The organism is Christiangramia forsetii KT0803, from assembly GCF_000060345.1.
GTDB lineage: Bacteria > Bacteroidota > Bacteroidia > Flavobacteriales > Flavobacteriaceae > Christiangramia > Christiangramia forsetii.
Map to the genome: position 1 here is coordinate 1 of NC_008571.1, position 19068 is coordinate 19068.

A 19068-nucleotide genomic window follows, 5' to 3' on the forward strand; every position below is an offset into this window, starting at 1 on the left:
GATGAAAGAAAATATGGGAACTATTGAAAAGAAAAATAGAAAGAGGTGCCTGTTGAAAGATGAAAATAGCAAGATCAGGAAAGAGTTTGAAAATTTTATTCTCGTGAAAGATCATCCTTGTATCATGGCGCAGACGATTTTTTCTATGGACCAGGTTGTTTTAAATTCTTATTCTGACTTCGGTTCTTTGAAAACTGCAAAAAACCTGATGAAGGATTTGGAGAACTATATTGCAGAATATGATTTTAAGTCGAATGATTTTAAAACATTTTTGGCGGTATTTCCCGATTCTCCGGAATATTCTGAAATTGACTTTGAGAAAATACTTTGGGAACAGTTACAAAACCTTCATGAGAGTGATAATAAAGATTGGGATCATGAAGTTAGTCAGGATTCCAGTGAAGAAAATTTCAGTTTCAGTCTTGGAGGTAAAGCTTTTTACATTGTAGGGCTACATCCTAACTCATCGAGGATAGCGAGAAGAAGTCCATACCCGGCAATCGCATTTAATCTGCACTGGCAGTTCGAAAAATTAAGGGAAATGGGTACTTATGAGACTGTAAGGGATAGAATACGACAGCGTGATATTGAACTTCAGGGAAATATGAATCCAATGCTCGAAGATTTTGGCGCCAGTAGTGAAGCAAAGCAATATAGCGGTAGAAAAGTAGGGAAGGAATGGAAATGTCCTTTTCATAAGAATAATTGAATAAAATGTACAGAGCTTCAAAATATCAAAAGGATGATAAGGACTTTATTTATTCTTTTATCGAGCATCATCCTTTTGCAACTTTTGTATTAAATGGAGAGCGATTACTTGCTACTCATATCCCTATCCTCCTGGAGGGCGAAGTTAGTGGTTGGAGGTTGTTTTCCCATATTGCAAATCATAATGAGCAACTTAAATATTTAAAGGAAGGAGCAGAAGCGCTGGTGATCTTTCAGGGAGCTAATGCCTATATCTCTTCTTCCTGGTATAAGGAAAAAGATATAAGCACCTGGGATTATTCAGCTGTACATGTTAATGCAAAGATAAAATTGCAGACGGCAGAGGAGTTGGAAAATTCTTTAAAGGAGCTCGTTTCAAAATTTGAAAAGAAACAGGACAAGCCTTTATATTATGATAATATTCCACGAAAAATGCTGGATGAACATCTGCCGCTTATTACCGGGTTCTGGTTAGAACCTTATAAAGTCGAAGGGATTGCGAAGTTACATCAGGCGTATCCAAAACATGATATTGAAGAAGTGACCAAACATTTACTTTCTTCAGAAGATACCATGAAGAATGACCTGGGACAGGCGATCAAAAAGGAAAATAATATTAAATAAATTCAGAATTATAAAATGCAGATAATTGAAAAGCAAAGTGGCGAAGCTTTTAAATTGAAAAAAGGTCAGTTATTAAAAGTTATAGATCCGCAAGGGAAGCAGGTGAGCGATATGGTTCTTTTTAATACTGATGATAAAAGAGAAAAGATCTCCAGCGGAAAAACTATGGATTACGAAGAAAGTATACTAATTTCTAAGGCAAATTATATTTGGAGCAACCGGAGCAATAAAATGATGGAGATTCTTGAAGATACCAATGGGCGTAATGATTTTCTACTTGCTCCTTGTAGTCCCGAAACTTTCAAGATCATGTATAAAAATGATAAATATCATCCCAGCTGTTTTGAAAACCTTTATACCAATCTGGAAAAATTTGATATAGAGCCTGATGATATTCCTACCGCTTTCAACATTTTTATGAATGTTCAATTCGATAAATATGGAAAGATCTCTGTAAAACCTCCAAAAACTAAAGCCGGGGACTATATTCTATTTGAAGCCAGAATGGATCTAATAGTGGGTTTAACAGCCTGTTCAGCTGAAGATAGTAACGGCGGAAGCTTTAAGCCTATTCATTACGAGATACTGGATTAACATTCTTTTTCCGGAATCTCATATTCAACATTTCAATAGCTAAAGAGAAGAAAACGGCGAAATAGATATATCCTTTTGGTACATGGTAATGCGCACCTTCAATGATTAGCATAACCCCTATTAAAATTAAAAATGATAATGCTAGTATTTGAATAGTAGGATGTTTGTTTACAAAATCTCCTACCGGTCTTGCAAATATCATCATCACGATAATGGACACGATTACAGCGATGACCATAAGTATAATTTGATCTGTAAGTCCAACGGCTGTTAGAATAGAATCAAAAGAAAAGACAAGATCCAGCAGAACGATCTGGATAATTGCTGAGGTGAAACTTAATGTCGGCTTTGCTTTTACTCCGGTTTTGTTTTCCTCTTCCTGTCCTTCCACTTTATGATGTATTTCCAAAGTACTTTTAATCAAGAGGAAGATCCCGCCAGAAATTAAAATGATATCACGCCAACTGAGTTCAAAATCTGCCAGTGTTAGTACAGGTTTCGTTAAACCAATGATCCAGGTAATACTTAGAAGTAATAGTATTCTCATTATAAGAGCAAGAGAAAGGCCGCCCAGTCTGGCTTTTTTCTGACTTTCTTCAGGTACTTTTCCTGCAACAAGCGAAATAAAAATAATGTTATCTATCCCAAGTATAATTTCAAGAAAAGTAAGGGTAAGAAGGGCTACCCAGGTATCAGGTTGTAAGAAAATCTCCATAATTCATTAGTTGGCTAAGCCTCAAAATTATATAAAAATTGATTAGTTCAAGTTAAACTTTTGACAAAGGAAGAAGAGAAAATTTTCAACCTCATTTTGGAAAGCCAAATTTATAACTAATCCCTCCATATACTGAAACCTGAAAAAAATCATAGTCGGTACGCCAACGAGATTCTCCCCGTAAGTAAATAAAGAATCTTGAAAAATGAAATTCCATCCGGGAATTAAGTGCTAAGGAAGGATATGTTTTAAAAGGTCTTCTTATAAAAGAAAGAGAGAGATCTACAACGGGAATCAGCATTTTCCCGGGTCTAAATACATACCCTGGATTCACCCCCATAGATTCATATTTTATGGCCGAAAAAGTTTCGTAATAAGCCAAAATACTGAAATTTTCATTTCGGTAACCAGCGGTCCAGGTGCCATCATAAGCAGCTGGGTTCACCGTTCCGCCAAAAGTAGCATTACGAATATCCAGGCCTGAACTTACAAAAAAGTAGGTGTCCTCTCGTGTAAGCCAGTACTGGGCAAAAACATGGGAGGGCATAACCAAAAGCAGCAATAAAAAAATCTTTCTCATTCATAAGAATTAAATCTGAAGTCGCTTCAGCTTCAGGTCTGACTTTTTGGTCGCTTAAACTATTGATTTTTGGTTGGTTATGAAGGTACTAATAAAATTTGTAGGATAAATTATATGTCTTTCATTATTCAGGGAATGAGGACATTTTTAATTTTTCATTCTTGTCGAGTTATCTTTAAATTATACTTTTAAGGTATACTTAAGAAAATTGAATGAAATATCTAAAACTTCTGCTATTTGTTTTTCTCTCCATCCTTACAGACTCTTGTCAGGTTAAGTCGGAGGAAGAAAAGTTTAAAGTTGGATTTTCACAAGCCATGACTACCGATAATTGGCGACGTGAGATGAATAAATCCATGAAGCTAGAAGCATCCATGCATCCCGATATAATTCTCGAAATAAAGGATGCTGAAAATCACATTACTAATCAGGTTGCTCATATTGAGGAGTTTATAAAGGATGGAGTAGATGTTCTTATCGTTTCACCTATTCAATCCATCCCTATAACTCCCGCTATCGAAAAGGCAATGGCTGCAGGGATTCCAACTATTATTATCGATAGGAAAATTGAAGGCCAAAACTTTACAGCTTATGTGGGTGCCAACAATATTGAAATTGGAAGAAATGCAGCAAAATATATTCTTTCTCATTCTAGTGGAAAAGCTGATATTATAGAGATCACAGGACAGGAGGGTTCTTCGCCTGCCTATGAACGGAGTATGGGGTTTAAAAAAACTTTGGATTCTGTTCCGGAGCTAAAAGTGCGGCATGTAATAAAAGGTGACTGGGAAAAAACTTCTATCCAATCTAAATTATCAGATCTTTTGGATTCTGTAAAAGCTCCCGATTATATTTTTGCTCATAATGACCGGATGGCTTTAGGAGCCTGGGAAGTGGCTCGCTCCAAATCACTGGAAGAAGAAATTAATATTATTGGAGTAGATGGCGTTTTTGGGCCAAATGGAGGTATTCAATTAGTAAAAGATAATATTCTGAATGCTACGATTCTATATCCCACAGGCGGAATGGAAACTATTAAATTGGCAGAGGATATTCTTAATGGAGAAAACGTCAATAAGAATAACATTTTGAGAACGGTGATTATAGATTCTGTAAATGTGGATATCATGCAGAATCAGTTCAATAAGATGAATCAGCAACAAAATGATATCGAACAGCAACAGGAGGTCATCGATAAACAAATAAGAACCTATAACACTCAAAGCGATCTTATCCAGCTGATGTTGATTTTATTAAGTTTACTTCTTATTCTTACTCTCTGGAGTGTATATCTTGTTGTAAAGCTTAAGAAAAGAAAGCGAATACTGGAGCTGAATAATCAAAAAATCATTACACAGCGAAACCAGATAGAGAGCTTTGCCGAAAAACTTAAACTATCCAATGAGAGCAAGATCAATTTCTTTACTGCTCTTTCACATGAATTTAAAACTCCACTTACCCTTATTACTAGTTCTATTGAATCAATTTCAGATCATCCTAATAAAGAGCTCAAGAGCATATCTTATGAAACAAACCTTATAATCAATAATTCCAGAAGGCTGCTAAGACTGATAAATGAACTACTGGATTTCAGAAAACTGGAGAGTGGGACCTTCGCTCTAAAACCTGTAAAGACCAAAATAGCTCCATTCATTCAAAGTATTATAGCAGATTTTAAACCCGAAGCTCTAAAAAAATCTATTCAAATTGAATTTAGTTCAGCTAATGAAGCCTTGGAATTATATATAGATAGAGATATGATGGATAAGGTTTTCTTTAATATCCTTTCAAATGCTTTTAAATTCACTCCAAAGAATGGTAGCGTAAGTATATTCATCCAGGAATCTAAAGATGGTGTAAATGTGATTTTTAAAGATTCTGGGATTGGTATTCCAAAAGATGAGTTCCAAAAGATCTTTGATCCTTATATGCAGGCAAGCAACAATAAAAAGCCAAGTTCAGGTCTTGGCCTTTATATTTCAAAACAGTTCATAGAGCTTCATAATGGTGAAATTTTCGTTTCTTCTCATCAGGGAACCGAATTTAAGATATCTCTTCTCAAAGGTAAATCTCATTTAAAGGAATATGAGATATCTGAATTGAATACCGAAATAGAACAAACGGATTCCTATAGGTTGTCTGAATCTGGGATACCCACAGAAACTCATCCTACTAATCATCTGGACGAAAATGCTGAAACCGTTCTTATTATTGAAGATAATATGGACCTGTCTTATATACTAAATAAGAAATTAAGTTCAGAGTTTCATGTAATTCTTTCAGATGGAACCAATGGGATAAAAATGGCCATTGACAATATTCCCGATGTAATTATCTGTGATCTTAATTTACCTGATAAGAACGGATTTGAAATTTGTAATGAACTTAAAAATGATCTTAGAACCTCACATATACCCACAATAATACTTACCGCATTAGATAGTAAGGAATCCAGACTTAAAGCCTTAAAAGCCGGAGCTGATAACTATATTACCAAACCTTTTAATTATGAAATACTAAACGAATCTCTAAGATCTGTTCTTTATAACAGGGAGAAATTACGTTACTACTACACCAATAAAATTGATGAGGTAAGAGATGAGAATTTTGCTAATGCTGAACAAAAATTTCTAAAAGACCTCAATTCGCTTATCGATAATAATCTTAGAAATACAGGTTTTTCTGTAGAAGATTTGGCCGCCAGATTAAAGATTTCAAGAGTTCAATTATATCGAAAGGTTAAAGCATTATTAGGAGTGAGCATTAGCGAATATATCAATTCACAAAGATTGAATAAAGCTAAAAATCTTTTACAGGATTCTGATATGAATATCTCGGAAATTGCATATGAAGTTGGCTATTCATCTCCAGGTTACTTTTCCACTTCTTTTAAGAAAGAATATGGTATTTCCCCAAAAGAGTTAAAATCCCGATAACTGCAAAGCCAGAAACTTGAAAAGTTGTTTAAAAAAATGATACATAATTGGAATTATAGTATCATTTTTAAAACTATAACGTTTTCGAAATTATTTTGAATTCCCTCTAATCTCCTACCAATAAAGAGCTTAATAAAAAATTCACTATTCCTTAACATTATTAGAATCATTTGCGGAATTCTTAAAATATAAGGAAGGGTTTTAGACATAATTTAGTTTTTAGATATAAAAATTAAGTGATGAATAAAATTCTTACCTGGTCAATAAGCGCTGCACTTGCCGGTTTCTTATTTGGATTTGATACAGTAGTCATTTCAGGCGCAGACAAACAGCTTCAGGAATTATGGAGTACTTCAGATGCTTTTCATGGTTCTGTAGTAATGGCGATGGCGCTTTGGGGTACTGTAGTAGGAGCTATTTTTGGTGGAATTCCCACCAATAAGTGGGGAAGGAAAAATACTCTTATTATAATAGGAGTTCTGTATTTTGTTTCTGCACTTGGATCTGCATTGGTTGACGATCCTATAAGTTTTGCTGTGTTTCGGTTCCTGGGGGGATTGGGCGTAGGAGCCTCAACAATAGCAGCACCGGCTTATGTATCAGAAATTGCTCCGGCCAGTCAAAGAGGGAAATTGGTATCGCTCTATCAATTCAATATAGTACTCGGAATTCTTATCGCATTTCTTTCAAATTATTTATTGCGAAATACGGGGCAGGAGCCCTGGAGATGGATGATAGGTATAGAAGCTGTACCTGCTCTTATCTATGTTGTGTTTGTAATCTTTATTCCCAGAAGTCCGCGTTGGCTTGTGTCCCGGGGAAGGTTTTCTGAAGCAGAAAAAGTTCTGGGGATTATAAATCCGGGTATTGATACAAAGGCTAAAGTTCAGGAAATTAAAGAGCTTGATGCAAAGGAAGCCACAGGTGAGAATATTTTCATGAAGAAATATCGGTTTCCCCTAACCCTGGCCTTTTTAATTGCTTTTTTTAATCAGCTTTCTGGCATTAATGCTTTCTTGTACTATGCTCCCAGGATCTTTGAATCTGCAGGTCTAGGGGAAAGTACAGCTTTATTAAGTAGTATAGGAATTGGAGTTATTAACCTCCTGTTTACGCTATTAGGAGTTTTTCTTATTGATAGACTAGGAAGAAAACAATTAATGCTCTACGGTTCTATAGGGTACATTATTTCGCTATCGCTGGTAGCTGCAGCTTTTTTCCTGAATTGGGGAGGTCTATGGGTTCCAATCTTCCTGTTCTTATTCATAGCATCCCATGCTATTGGGCAGGGAGCGGTGATCTGGGTCTTTATATCAGAAATATTTCCTAATAGGTTAAGGGCGTCAGGACAGGCATTTGGTTCTTCCACGCACTGGGTACTTGCAGCAATAATTCCATCTACCATTCCATTTCTGTTTTCTACAATAGGCCCGGGATACGTATTTGCATTTTTTGCTTTTATGATGGTACTGCAGTTGATTTTTGTTGTTTTTATGATGCCGGAAACCAAAGGGAAATCGCTTGAAGAATTAAGTGAAGAACTTTCAATTAATCCCAATATTTCAATTTCAAATAAATAATTCATATGAAAAGAATAGTCAATTTAGTAGTATTTATGTCGCTCTCATTTAGCCTTTTCATCTCTTGTAAGGTCGCTAATGAGGATACTAAAGAAAAATCTGAAAAAACCTTGTCTGAGGTTCAAAACGACGAAGACTTCAGGCCAAATTTTCATTTTACCCCAAAGAAGAACTGGATGAACGACCCCAACGGGATGTTTTATTTCAATGGGTACTTCCATCTGTATTTTCAACATTATCCAGATGATAATGTGTGGGGACCTATGCATTGGGGTCATGCAATTAGTACCGATATGGTTACCTGGAAGGAACAGCCTATCGCAATCTATCCTGACGAGAAAGGATATATTTTTTCCGGAAGTGCGGTAGTAGATAAAAACAATACTTCCGGCTTCGGAAAAGATGGAAAGACTCCTGTAATTGCGATGTTTACGTATCACGATCCTGAAGGAGAGAAGAATGATGAGATAGATTATCAATCCCAGGCGATTGCCTATAGTCTGGATGAAGGGCAGACATGGACCAAGTATAAGGCGAATCCAGTAATTGAAAACCCGGGAATCAAGGATTTTCGGGACCCAAAAATAACCTGGGATGGAATTCACCAACAATGGGTAATGGTTCTTGCTACTTACGAGAAGACCTTATTTTACACCTCTGAAAATTTAAAGAACTGGACGAGACAATCAGATTTTGGGGAAGGTATTGGAGCACATGGTGGAGTTTGGGAATGTCCTGATTTCTTTCCAATGTATGTAGGAGATACCGAAGAAGTAAAATGGGTGTTGATCCAGAGTTTAAATCCTGGCGGATATAATGGAGGCTCGGGTACACAGTATTTTATAGGTGATTTTGATGGAAAGACTTTTACCCCTGTAGAAAAGATGAAAAACCTGGGTGAAGATCACTCCTACTGGTTGGATTTTGGAAAAGACAATTATGCTGGGGTTACCTGGGCAAATATTCCTGAAGAAAATGGCAGAACCCTTTTTATGGGGTGGATGTCTAACTGGCAATATGCACAGGAGGTTCCAACAGAAACCTGGCGAAGTGCAATGACTATTGCGCGCGAATTGAAACTGGAAAAAATAGATGATAATTATATTATCAGTTCCACTCCTGTAAATGAACTGAAGAGTTATCGAAGTAAGAATTATAAAGACCGGAATGTTGAAATTGATGGAAATACAAAAATCATCGATTCAGCTAAAATAGATCTTACGAGTGCAGAGATAAGATTTAAAATTTCCAGTCTTCAGGATACAAAATACCAGTTCAAACTTTCTAATTCATTCGGGGATGAGCTTCTTTTTGGGTACGATCATTCCACTCAGGAATTTTTTATTGACAGATCTAAGGCTGGACAGATCGATTTTTCAGAAGATTTTGCAAATAAAGTTTCCACAGCACCCCGCATTTCAAATTCTGAAGACCTAAGCGGTATAATAATTCTGGATAAAACTTCCATTGAATTATTCTATGATGAAGGAAAAACAGTAATGACTGAGATTTTCTTTCCAAACCAACCCTGGGAGACACTTTCAATAAATTCTGAAGAAGGATCTTTTACTATGTCCGAAATAGAAGCATATCAACTAAAATTCAACTAAAACTAATATTATGAGATTAAAACTAATTTTACTCATTGTTTTTATGGTGCCCATAAGCTTTCTTTCGGCACAGGAAATTGAGGTTTCCGGAACCGTAACTACAGCTGAGGAAGGAATGCCTCTTCCTGGTACATCTGTGTTTGTTAAGGGGACGAGCAACGGAACATCTACAGATTTTGATGGAAATTATATCCTGCAGAATGTGCCAGAAGATGGCGTATTGGTATTCACTTTTGTGGGATACAAAGAAACGGAAGTCCCGGTAAACAGTAATACAACAGTAGATGTTGCCTTACAGGCAGATGCGGCATTACTGGACGAAGTCGTTTTAACAGGATACTCCAGGGAAAGAAAGGTTGATGTTACTGGAGCTATAACGGTGGTGGAAACAGCTCCTATAGAAGGGCAAAGTCGTAGTTCTGGTAATGCCATGCAAGCACTGCAGGGAAGGGTTCCCGGTCTTTTTGTAGAGAAATCTGGAGATCCTACCGGCGCTAGCAGCAGGGTGCTAATTAGAGGTATAACTACTTTAGGTAATAATGATCCATTATATGTAATTGATGGTGTTCCTACTCAGAGACAGGAAGTTTTTTCTTCCCTGAATCCAGATGCTATTGAATCTATTCAGGTACTAAAAGATGCTTCGGCTTCTTCACTATATGGGGCGAGAGCCGGTAATGGTGTAATCGTTGTTACCACCAAGAATAAAAGCGGACGTGTAGAGAAAGTAAGTGTGAGTTTTAATTCAAATTTTTCGGTACAGTCAGAAAAACAACAACGCTACGATATGCTTAATGCATTACAGCGAGGTGAGGTTTTATGGAGAGCTTCAGTAAATGATGGGGCTGATCCTGCTTCAGGATATGGAGAGATCTATAATTTTGACTGGAATATGGATTTTGATAATCCTGTATTGAATAGTGTAACTGTAAGACCGTTTGTGGGGGGCGATGAAACGGTTCCGGCGGGAGATACGAACTGGCAGGAAGAAACGTATGAAACAGGATATGTTTATAATAATGAACTAACTGTTTCTGCTAATTCTGAAAAATCATCATTTCTTGTAAATCTCGGGCATCTCAAGAATACAGGGATTCTTAAATACACCAATTATGAACGTTATACGGCGAAGATCAATGCAAATACAAGCCTGTTTGAAGACAAGGTGCGTTTTGGTGTAAATACCCAGTTCTCAACTTCAGACGAAACGCTGGCATCTCCCGATGTTGGTAGTGCGCCAACTCCTGGCTTGGCAATATCCCTTGCCCCAACAATCCCTGTTTATGATATTAATGGAAATTTTGCAGGACCCATTGGAGCCGGATATTCAGATAGAAATAACCCCGTATTGATTCAATATTTGAATCGCTGGGATAATGCTGAAAAGAATAATTTCTTCGGAAATATTTATGTTGAAGCAGATCTTCTTGAGAATTTAACTTTTAGATCCAGTTTTGGTATAGATTTTAGCGATTTCAAAAGAAAAGATATAGAGCCACGCGTAAATAATGGATTTATAACCAGAAGTAATAACAGTCTCACCTTTGATACTAATAAATACACCAGTGTAGTTTTTACGAACACACTTAACTATAAGCTGGAATTAGGAGATCATAATTTTGGGGTACTTCTGGGTGTGGAGTCAGTTAAGAACGATTTTGATAGAGTGCTTGCAAGAGCTGAAGGTTTTGCCGTAGAAGAAGAATCTTATTTTGTACTGGATGCCGGGACAGGTGCCAGGACTTCAAACGGAAATTCCTCAGGTAGCCGATTGCTTTCTCAATTCGGTAAAGTAAACTATTCTTTTGATAACAGATATTTAGCTTCTGTGACTGTTCGTAGAGATGGTTCTTCCAGGTTTGGAAAGAATAATCGATATGGTGTTTTTCCTGCGGTGACTGCAGGTTGGAGGATAAGTAATGAAGATTTTTTGAATGAAAGCGAAATCATTACCAATCTTAAGCTAAGAGCAGGTTATGGTGAAGTGGGGAACCAGTCCATTGGGGACCTTGCCAGATTCGGACTTTATGAAGCGAGATACGGGTCTACTCTCTCTCAATTCACAGGAGGTTTCTTTGAACAATACTATAATGTAGGAACCGCTTATGATATCAATGGAAATAATACGGGAAATTTACCTTCTGGTTTTGTATCTGTACAGGCTGAAAATCCGGATCTTAAATGGGAAACCACCAAAGAATGGAACTTTGGGGTGGACTTTGGACTTTTTGATAATAAACTGAGTGGTTCATTTGATTACTTTACCAGGGAAACAGTAGATATTTTAACCACGCCTCCAATTCCTTCAGTACTTGGAGAAGGTCAGCAGCGGGTTTTAAATGGAGCTACTACGGAAACCAAAGGTTGGGAGTTTGCCCTTGCCTATACCAATACCTTGGAAAACGGGCTTACTTTTTCGGTTTCAACAAATCTATCTTCTTTCTCAGATGAGATTACATTTCTTCCTGAGGAAGTACGCGCAGGATTCTCGGGAACGGCAGAAAACTCCATACTTGGACAATCTCAATTTTCCATATTTGGCTATAGGTCAGATGGCTTGTTTCAAAGCCAGGAGGATGTGGATAATTCTCCGGAACAGGTAGGTGCCCGGCCTGGAGGAATTAAGTTTCAAGACCTTAATGGAGATAATGTAATAGATACCGACGACCGTGATTTTATAGGAACAACCTTACCAGATCTTGAATATGGTATTAGAGTAGACCTTGGATATAAGAACTGGGATTTTTCAGTATTTGGTTCAGGAGTGACGGGAAGGATTGGTCAGGATCCATATATCTTCTGGAACAATTTCGTTCAGGGTAGGGAGAATGCAGGACTTGGTGTGCTTGATGCATGGACACCGACAAATACAGATACCGATATTCCCTCTTTATCACTGGCATTTAACGACTTAAGAACTTCCGATTATTTGTACAGGAAAAATTCATATTTCAAGATTAGAAATGCGCAATTAGGATATTCTCTTCCGGAGACTCTAATTGAAAGGATAGGTGTTCTGGAAAGCTTCAGAATATATCTCCAGGGAGAAAACCTGTTTTGGTTTACACCTAATGATTATATAGGATCTGATCCTGAAAGAACCGATGTGAACAGGATTCCTGTACCAACCGTGGTTTCCCTTGGTCTTAACGTGAATTTTTAAAAAATGACAATCATGAAAAATATAAAATACATCATAACAGCACTATTGCTTTCAAGTTTATTAACATCCTGTTCTGAAGATTTTCTGGAATATGAACCGGAAGGAGTTCTTTCCAATGAAAATGTAGCCACTGCTGAAAATGCTGAATCCCTTGTGATTGCCGCATATGCAGGAATTGCCAATGACGATATGATTGGCCCATTAACTCATATGTGGGTGTATGGAAGCGTTCGCTCTGATGATTCTTATAAAGGCGGGGGAGGTCGCGGCGATGTTGGTGAAGTAGATAGATATGAACAATATTATCTAACGGTTCCAGATCAGGGAGAATTAATGGCTCCAAGAACCTGGACAAACTATTATAAAGCTATTTCCAGGATAAATTTTGCTCTCAGAGTAATCAATGATATACCTGAAACCGAATATGATCAAAAAACTATCCGTCAGGCAGAATTAAAATTCCTCAGAGGTCACTGTCACTTTATGCTAAAAAGAATCTTCAAAAAGATTCCGTACATCACTGAAGACCTTTCACAGGATGAAGCTGCAGAAATCGGAAATGATCTTCCGAATCAGGAATTATGGAATATGATCGCTAATGATTTTCTATTTGCTTATAATAATTTGCCTCAGGCTCAAGAGGCAGTTGGTCGAGCTGATAGGAATGCCGCCGCGGCCTATCTTGCTAAAACCAGGTTATATCAGGCTTATGTGCAGGATGAAAATAATCAGGTAATCAATATAAATGCTTCTATGCTGGAGGAAGTGATAGATTATGCTAACGAGGTTACCGGAAGTCTTGAACCTGATTATGCGAATAATTTTCTTGTGGAATTTGAAAACGGTCCCGAGTCTATCTGGGCAGCTCAATTTTCGATTAATGATGGAACAAGAGTTGGAAGGGTAAGTTTTGTTACAGGATTAAATTCTCCACATGGTACTGGTCTTTATGGATGTTGCGGATTCCATCTCGCCAGCCAGAATATGGTGAATGCTTTTAAAACTGACTCTAACGGATTGCCTCTTTTAGACTCTTTCAATGATTCAGATATTTTGAATAACGTTCAGGAAGATGGTACAGTAGCAGTTTCTTCTGGCTTGACAGTAGATCCTAGATTAGATCATACGGTGGGTGTTCCTGGCAGACCCTTTAAATATAGAAATACGGTAAATGAACAGGGCGATATGATATATAAGTTTAGTTGGGCAAGAGATCCCGGTGTTTATGGTTTCTTCGGAAATATGAAAGAGCAACAAGCTCCAGATTGTTCCTGTTATGTAAAAGAAGGCCCGTTTGTAGGGACATCGAGAAATGTGATATTTATTAGATATGCAGATGTTTTACTATTTAAAGCAGAAGCACTAATTCAATTAGATAGATTCGAAGAAGCAGTTCCTTTAATTAACGAAGTACGGGAAAGAGCAGCAGCAAGTACTCAAAAACCTGTAGATGCCGGAGCTTCCGACATATATAGTGTTGGATTATATAATTCTTTTCCAAGTAAAGAAGTTGCCTGGAAAGCACTTAAGTTCGAGAGAAGACTTGAATTTGGAATGGAAGGCCCAAGATTTTTTGACCTTGTAAGATGGGGAGAAGCTGAGGAAACCCTGAACGCTTACCTTGATGAAGAAAAAACCAAAAGAGACTTTTTAGCCAATGCTATCTTTACTGCCGGGAGGGATGAATATTATCCAATCCCACAACGTGAGATCGATTTTACCGGGGGACTATATGAACAGAACCCTGGGTATTAATTTTATTTTTGTTTGAATTTGAAAAAACACGGAGTCTATGCTTCGTGTTTTTTGTTAACTAATCCCCAAAACCTATTAGGTTACTAAATTTTCTTTAAATTAAATTTGTAATTTAAAACTCATGACAAAAAAAATAAAAGCGGTTTGTTTTGGAGAGATCCTTTACGACGTATTTCCCGATATGGAAAGAATTGGTGGTGCACCATTAAATGTAGCCAGCCGTCTAAGTAGTATGGGAATAGATACTGAAATGATTAGTAAAGTTGGTGTTGATGATAAAGGAAACGAATTGCTGAGCTATCTAAGTTCAAGGAATATAGAAACCGGTAATATTTTAAAGGATGAAGACCATCCTACGGGGATGGTAAAGGTGAACCTTTCAGATGGTGGTTCGGCGACTTACGATATTACTTATCCTTCTGCCTGGGATAAGATAGAACTTACTAAAACCATGGAGAATTCGGTTGAAAATTCAGATGCATTTATATTCGGAAGTTTGGTGTGCCGCGATGAGGTAAGCAGAAAAACCTTGTTTGAACTTATTCCAAAGGCAACCTACCGTGTGCTGGATTTCAATTTGCGACCTCCGCACTATTCAAAAGGCCTCATTTTAGAACTGATCCAACATGCTGAATTTATCAAATTCAATGATGATGAGCTTTTTGAGATCGCAGATTTAATGGGATCCCCGTATAATTCTCTCGAGCAAAATCTTTTATTTATGGCAGTGAAATCGAATGCAGAAACTATTTGCGTAACCAAAGGCAGGCACGGAGCGGTTTTAATGCATGATAAAAAACTATATTATAATTCAGGATATAAAGTTAAGGTGAAAGATACCGTAGGTGCGGGCGATTCGTTCCTGGGCACTTTACTGGCTAAATTATTACAAGAAGAAAAACCACAGCAGGCACTAGATATGGCTTGCGCTGTAGGAGCATTGGTCGCAGCTAAAGAAGGCGCGAACCCTGAACTTTCTAACGAACTTATCAATACCTTCATAAATCCTGTGTAATTTTAAATTTCTTATCTGGAAAAATCGAATTCAAAGAACGGGAATAAATGAACTGGATCTTACTCATTATTGCAGGTTGCTTTGAGGTGGCATTTGCGGCATGCCTGGGCAAGGCTAAAGAAGCCACCGGAATGGAAGCAACTTATTGGTACATAGGTTTTGTTATATGTCTTGCGATAAGCATGTTGCTATTGGTCAAGGTAACGCAGGTATTACCAATAGGAACGGCCTATGCGGTTTGGACCGGAATTGGTGCGGTTGGAACTGTGCTAATAGGAATTCTGGTTTTCAATGAGCCAGCGACCTTTTGGAGAATGTTCTTTATAAGTACTTTAATAGCATCTGTGGTAGGCTTGAAGGTAGTTTCAAATTAGAGTCTATATATCAGTAAACTTTAATTTAGAGCAGACCGTTGAGTGTTTGTTTTTTTAATGATAGATTTACTACTCCAATTTAGCCCAAATGAATTCCAATATTGATGGATGGCAGCGAGTTTTGCTGCTAATTATTCCTTATTTCTTTATCGTAGGTATTTTTCAATTTACAGGGGCTATGATTTCTGGAGTAGATTATACTGCAGCATCTTATACTAAAACCTCTTATCAGCAATTAATAATTTCCTGTTTCAACCTGCTAGGCCATTTTGTGCTCTTATGGATATTTGTGAAATATGTAGATAGGGAAAGAATCATAGATCTGGGTTTTCAGTTAAAAAACAGACTTAAAGACTTTCATTTTGGGTTTTTACTAGGATTTGGCATTATTCTCATGGGCTTTCTCTTTTTATGGGGTTTTGATGAAATAAATATCACAGGTGTAAATTTCGATCTAACCGAGCTATTCATTTCTATTGCTGTGTTTGCCATAGTAGCTATTGTAGAGGAAGCACTTTTTAGAGGATATATTCTAAGAAATCTTATGCTAAGTATGAATAAGTACCTGGCTTTAGTTATATCAGCAGTTATATTTGCAATAATGCATGGGGCGAATCCAAATATATCTGCGTTTGCAATTTTTCAACTATTTCTTGCGGGGGGATTTCTCGGACTTTCTTATATCTATACCAAGAATCTTTGGTTTCCAATCGCATTGCATTTTAGCTGGAACCTCGTTCAAACGTTAATTGGTTTTAATGTAAGCGGACAGGATTTTTATTCAATAATAGAATTGAGAATAAATGAAGCAAATATTTGGAATGGTGGAAATTTTGGTTTTGAGACCTCGGTTCTATCAACTGTAGCACAAATCATCTTTATTATCTGGATCTATTTCTACTTCAGGAAAGAGAGCTTTGAAGGAAATCAGCTGGCCGAATAAATACAGGATGCTACATTTTTCATCCATAATTCTAAAATTGAATGAATGATGAAAAGTAATAGGATTTGATGAATATTGCCTTTATTCTGAACTTAGTTCAGTTAACCTAATGCATACCTTCTGAATATTATCGAATAGGGGAAATAAAAAGAAGCTGTCTCAAAATTCTATTTTTTGTCAGGCTGAAATAGCATGACAAATTTCAAATTTTTGGGACAGCTTCCTATATTTCAATCTTTATAAAAGCCTTATTTTTTAACGCTTAGTTCCCTGGTTAACCAACCACTTTTACTCGCAGTTGCAATAGCATAAGGGGTGATCCAGAACAATCCGAATGTATATAAAATGCTATAAGTATATGCCCAGAATGATTCAGTAGACTTATATCTTTTGGCATAGAACAAAGCCGGGAAACTAGAAAATATAAATATGCTGAGTAGGGTAGAGCTTATAAAAAGTACAGGCTTTGAAACTACAAAGAAGAGCATTAAGAAAATTAATGGATAACTCATAATGATCTTGAGAAACTGATTAATGAATAGAAGCCGGGATCCGATTTTTGAACCCTCCCTGAAATTAGTAAATACATATTTAGACATGGCAATATTCTCACGAACATTACTTCTGCCCCAGCGAATAAACATTTTATAAAGTCCGCTATATTGTTCAGGAACATTGGTATAAGCGTAGGCGTTTCGTTGAAACAATACATGATTCCCGCGTTTTAAGATCATATTGGTCATGGCTCTGTCTTCACCAATATCGGAGGCCTGTCCCATAAAGGTCTGGTTGATCCATTCCGGCAGACATTCAAAAACGGCTGTTCTGCGATAAGCTGCCAGCGCGCCCGGAGTACAAAGTACAGATTCCAAAGTGCTTTCTGCGGAACGCATAAATTCAAAACTCAGGACAAAGTTTACATTGAGCATTTTAGGAAGCAAAGCTTTCTGGTTGTTCAAAACCCTGATGTTTCCTGCAACCGCCCCACATTTTTCATTAAGTATGAAAGGACTAACCAAATTTCTTAAAGTATCTTCATTTACGACCGAATCACTATCAACAGTCACAAAAACTTCCCCTGTTCCCAAGTTAAATCCGCGGTATAAAGCATGGCGTTTTCCTTTATTTTCAGGCTGTTGATAAATAGCTACTCGATCGCCCAGAATTTTCTTCGCCTCCTTCATCCAGTGCCAGGTATCATCTTTACTACCATCATCTATGGCCAGTAATTGAAGTTTTTGCTCAGGATATTCACTTGCCGCAAGGCTCATTAAGGTAGCATAAACCTGCTTGCCCTCATTATAGGCCGGGACAATAACGGTACAGGAAGGCAGTTTTTCATCACTTACAGATTTAATAGGCTTATACCGAAAATAGAGATAGAGATTGTAAACAAAGAAACCTGCTCTATATACAAATAATGCACCTGCGATCATGGCAAAAATGAATCCCCAGGTAGTGCTCATCCTTTCCATATTATAGGCTGAAAAGTCGCTCTGTAGGTGGAATACCAAAAAAGCAGCTCCAATCATTAAAATAAATGTGCTGAGCAAAACAATGATACCCCAGATGTTTTTGGGATTTTTTATAGGTTGAAAATTTTTAGAAGGAATAGCTTCTGAAATATTTTTAGTTGAGTTATCAAAACCTGAATTCATATAATCGGATTAAATTCTTATTGAATATTCCTTTAGCAAGCCGTATGCCAGTGTTTATTAGCGTTGATTACTAGATGTTTTTAGAAAGTTGTCTAGCAAAACTGTGTAATATTTCGCCATTTATGTCGCTAATGGGAATTTATTCTCGGTATAATTATTCAATAGTGACAGTTCTAATAACTCCTAAAACTATTTGCTTTAAGGTCTTTCAAAATCTTTTAATTTTGGATTCTTTGGTGCGGTAACTTTATAATTCATTGTAAAAAAGTAGATTTTGTGAAGATCCAGAAAGACAAAAGTTTCCTTTCTTCCTTTAAGAGCATTAATCCTCAAAAGCTTAGTCACTAAATCCTATATTTCGATTAATATTCAGGTATTGAGTGGTCTGTTGTTTCTGTTTCTAAGGCAACTGTTATCTTTGTATAGACTTTTTCAGCTTACTATAAGAAAGAAAAAATATTAATATTTTAAGCCTTCCCCAATTTTTTAAGTATTTTTGCTATCAAATTCAGGTCGTTACCTCCCAAAATGCCAACCCTATTCCGCATGTAGATTGTAAAGACTTTTAAACATTTTACCATGAATAAGGTGCGGATCATAGGTATAGCTGCCACTATTAGCGGTGTTCTTATTGGATATTTTTTTAATCGAACAGAGGTTCATCTACTTTCGGGAATCCTTATCGGGCTCGGTATTGGATGGATTATATCCGGCAGGTTTATTGTAAATGGCGATACCGGATTCAGAAAATCGAGATTAAGGTAGAAAGAGGTTTCCAGTCCTGAAGACTGTATTTCAATTTAGGAGTGTAGT

15 protein-coding genes are annotated in these 19068 nt (G+C 37.0%); 12 read left to right on the top strand and 3 right to left on the bottom strand.

The window, feature by feature from the left end:
- Positions 1-13 precede the first annotated feature (13 nt).
- The 3 genes from gntA to GFO_RS00015 are packed head-to-tail and all read left to right on the top strand — an operon-like array spanning position 14 to position 1926.
- Complete coding sequence (gene gntA / locus GFO_RS17405; protein WP_148264579.1) at positions 14-709, top strand: guanitoxin biosynthesis heme-dependent pre-guanitoxin N-hydroxylase GntA; 696 nt, start codon at positions 14-16, stop codon at positions 707-709.
- A gap of 5 nt (positions 710-714) precedes the next feature.
- Positions 715-1332 carry an FMN-binding negative transcriptional regulator gene (locus GFO_RS00010; protein ID WP_011707931.1) on the top strand — a complete coding sequence of 206 codons (618 nt, stop codon included), beginning with the start codon at positions 715-717 and terminating at the stop codon, positions 1330-1332.
- Positions 1333-1347: 15 nt separating this feature from the next.
- On the top strand, positions 1348-1926 hold the full coding sequence (locus GFO_RS00015) for a DUF1989 domain-containing protein (RefSeq protein WP_011707932.1): 579 nt from the start codon (positions 1348-1350) through the stop codon (positions 1924-1926).
- On the opposite strand, the gene GFO_RS00020 is transcribed toward GFO_RS00015, so the two are convergent.
- Positions 1901-2641: a TerC family protein gene (locus GFO_RS00020; RefSeq protein WP_011707933.1), complete on the bottom strand. Its 741-nt coding sequence runs from the start codon at positions 2639-2641 to the stop codon at positions 1901-1903. The two genes, GFO_RS00015 and GFO_RS00020, sit on opposite strands and share 26 nt — an antisense overlap.
- Positions 2642-2732: 91 nt before the next feature.
- Positions 2733-3221, bottom strand: coding sequence for a hypothetical protein (locus GFO_RS00025; RefSeq protein WP_011707934.1), 489 nt, complete (start codon positions 3219-3221; stop codon positions 2733-2735).
- A gap of 212 nt (positions 3222-3433) precedes the next feature.
- On the opposite strand from GFO_RS00025, the gene GFO_RS00030 reads away from it, so the two are divergent.
- The 8 genes from GFO_RS00030 (at position 3434) to GFO_RS00065 (ending at position 16597) form a co-directional block, all read left to right on the top strand.
- The gene (locus GFO_RS00030) at positions 3434-6157 is read left to right on the top strand and encodes a substrate-binding domain-containing protein (RefSeq protein WP_011707935.1); all 2724 of its coding nucleotides are present in this window, start codon (positions 3434-3436) and stop codon (positions 6155-6157) included.
- A gap of 239 nt (positions 6158-6396) precedes the next feature.
- The gene (locus GFO_RS00035; RefSeq protein ID WP_011707937.1) at positions 6397-7737 is read left to right on the top strand and encodes a sugar porter family MFS transporter; all 1341 of its coding nucleotides are present in this window, start codon (positions 6397-6399) and stop codon (positions 7735-7737) included.
- A 5-nt stretch (positions 7738-7742) separates the two neighbouring features.
- On the top strand, positions 7743-9347 hold the full coding sequence (locus GFO_RS00040; RefSeq protein ID WP_011707938.1) for a glycoside hydrolase family 32 protein: 1605 nt from the start codon (positions 7743-7745) through the stop codon (positions 9345-9347).
- 10 nt (positions 9348-9357) lie between these two features.
- A complete protein-coding gene (locus tag GFO_RS00045; RefSeq protein ID WP_011707939.1) occupies positions 9358-12510 on the top strand; it encodes a SusC/RagA family TonB-linked outer membrane protein in 3153 nt (1050 codons plus the stop codon).
- 12 nt (positions 12511-12522) lie between these two features.
- Complete coding sequence (locus tag GFO_RS00050) at positions 12523-14265, top strand: RagB/SusD family nutrient uptake outer membrane protein (RefSeq protein ID WP_041249950.1); 1743 nt, start codon at positions 12523-12525, stop codon at positions 14263-14265.
- A gap of 121 nt (positions 14266-14386) precedes the next feature.
- Positions 14387-15280, top strand: a complete 894-nt coding sequence (locus tag GFO_RS00055) for a carbohydrate kinase family protein (protein ID WP_011707941.1) — start codon at positions 14387-14389, stop codon at positions 15278-15280.
- Positions 15281-15327: 47 nt separating this feature from the next.
- A complete protein-coding gene (locus GFO_RS00060; RefSeq protein WP_011707942.1) occupies positions 15328-15654 on the top strand; it encodes a DMT family transporter in 327 nt (108 codons plus the stop codon).
- Positions 15655-15742: 88 nt separating this feature from the next.
- Entirely contained in the window at positions 15743-16597 is an 855-nt protein-coding gene (locus GFO_RS00065) for a CPBP family intramembrane glutamic endopeptidase (RefSeq protein ID WP_011707943.1), read from the top strand.
- A gap of 248 nt (positions 16598-16845) precedes the next feature.
- On the opposite strand, the gene GFO_RS00070 is transcribed toward GFO_RS00065, so the two are convergent.
- Positions 16846-18255, bottom strand: coding sequence for a glycosyltransferase family 2 protein (locus tag GFO_RS00070; RefSeq protein ID WP_011707944.1), 1410 nt, complete (start codon positions 18253-18255; stop codon positions 16846-16848).
- Between the two features lie 579 nt (positions 18256-18834).
- Here GFO_RS00070 and GFO_RS00075 point away from each other — a divergent pair.
- Positions 18835-19020, top strand: coding sequence for a hypothetical protein (locus GFO_RS00075; protein ID WP_011707946.1), 186 nt, complete (start codon positions 18835-18837; stop codon positions 19018-19020).
- The last annotated feature ends 48 nt before the right edge of the window (positions 19021-19068 follow it).

What these genes read in the sequence shown, in the direction of transcription:
- GFO_RS00070 (WP_011707944.1), bottom strand. Translation starts at nt 18,255, where the DNA reads ATGAATTCAGGTTTTGATAACTCAACTAAAAATATTTCAGAAGCTATT.
- GFO_RS00010 (WP_011707931.1), top strand. Translation starts at nt 715, where the DNA reads ATGTACAGAGCTTCAAAATATCAAAAGGATGATAAGGACTTTATTTAT.
- GFO_RS00060 (WP_011707942.1), top strand. Translation starts at nt 15,328, where the DNA reads ATGAACTGGATCTTACTCATTATTGCAGGTTGCTTTGAGGTGGCATTT.
- GFO_RS00065 (WP_011707943.1), top strand. Translation starts at nt 15,743, where the DNA reads ATGAATTCCAATATTGATGGATGGCAGCGAGTTTTGCTGCTAATTATT.
- GFO_RS00035 (WP_011707937.1), top strand. Translation starts at nt 6,397, where the DNA reads ATGAATAAAATTCTTACCTGGTCAATAAGCGCTGCACTTGCCGGTTTC.
- GFO_RS00040 (WP_011707938.1), top strand. Translation starts at nt 7,743, where the DNA reads ATGAAAAGAATAGTCAATTTAGTAGTATTTATGTCGCTCTCATTTAGC.
- GFO_RS00020 (WP_011707933.1), bottom strand. Translation starts at nt 2,641, where the DNA reads ATGGAGATTTTCTTACAACCTGATACCTGGGTAGCCCTTCTTACCCTT.
- GFO_RS00015 (WP_011707932.1), top strand. Translation starts at nt 1,348, where the DNA reads ATGCAGATAATTGAAAAGCAAAGTGGCGAAGCTTTTAAATTGAAAAAA.
- gntA (WP_148264579.1), top strand. Translation starts at nt 14, where the DNA reads ATGGGAACTATTGAAAAGAAAAATAGAAAGAGGTGCCTGTTGAAAGAT.
- GFO_RS00045 (WP_011707939.1), top strand. Translation starts at nt 9,358, where the DNA reads ATGAGATTAAAACTAATTTTACTCATTGTTTTTATGGTGCCCATAAGC.
- GFO_RS00075 (WP_011707946.1), top strand. Translation starts at nt 18,835, where the DNA reads ATGAATAAGGTGCGGATCATAGGTATAGCTGCCACTATTAGCGGTGTT.
- GFO_RS00030 (WP_011707935.1), top strand. Translation starts at nt 3,434, where the DNA reads ATGAAATATCTAAAACTTCTGCTATTTGTTTTTCTCTCCATCCTTACA.
- GFO_RS00055 (WP_011707941.1), top strand. Translation starts at nt 14,387, where the DNA reads ATGACAAAAAAAATAAAAGCGGTTTGTTTTGGAGAGATCCTTTACGAC.
- GFO_RS00050 (WP_041249950.1), top strand. Translation starts at nt 12,523, where the DNA reads ATGAAAAATATAAAATACATCATAACAGCACTATTGCTTTCAAGTTTA.
- GFO_RS00025 (WP_011707934.1), bottom strand. Translation starts at nt 3,221, where the DNA reads ATGAGAAAGATTTTTTTATTGCTGCTTTTGGTTATGCCCTCCCATGTT.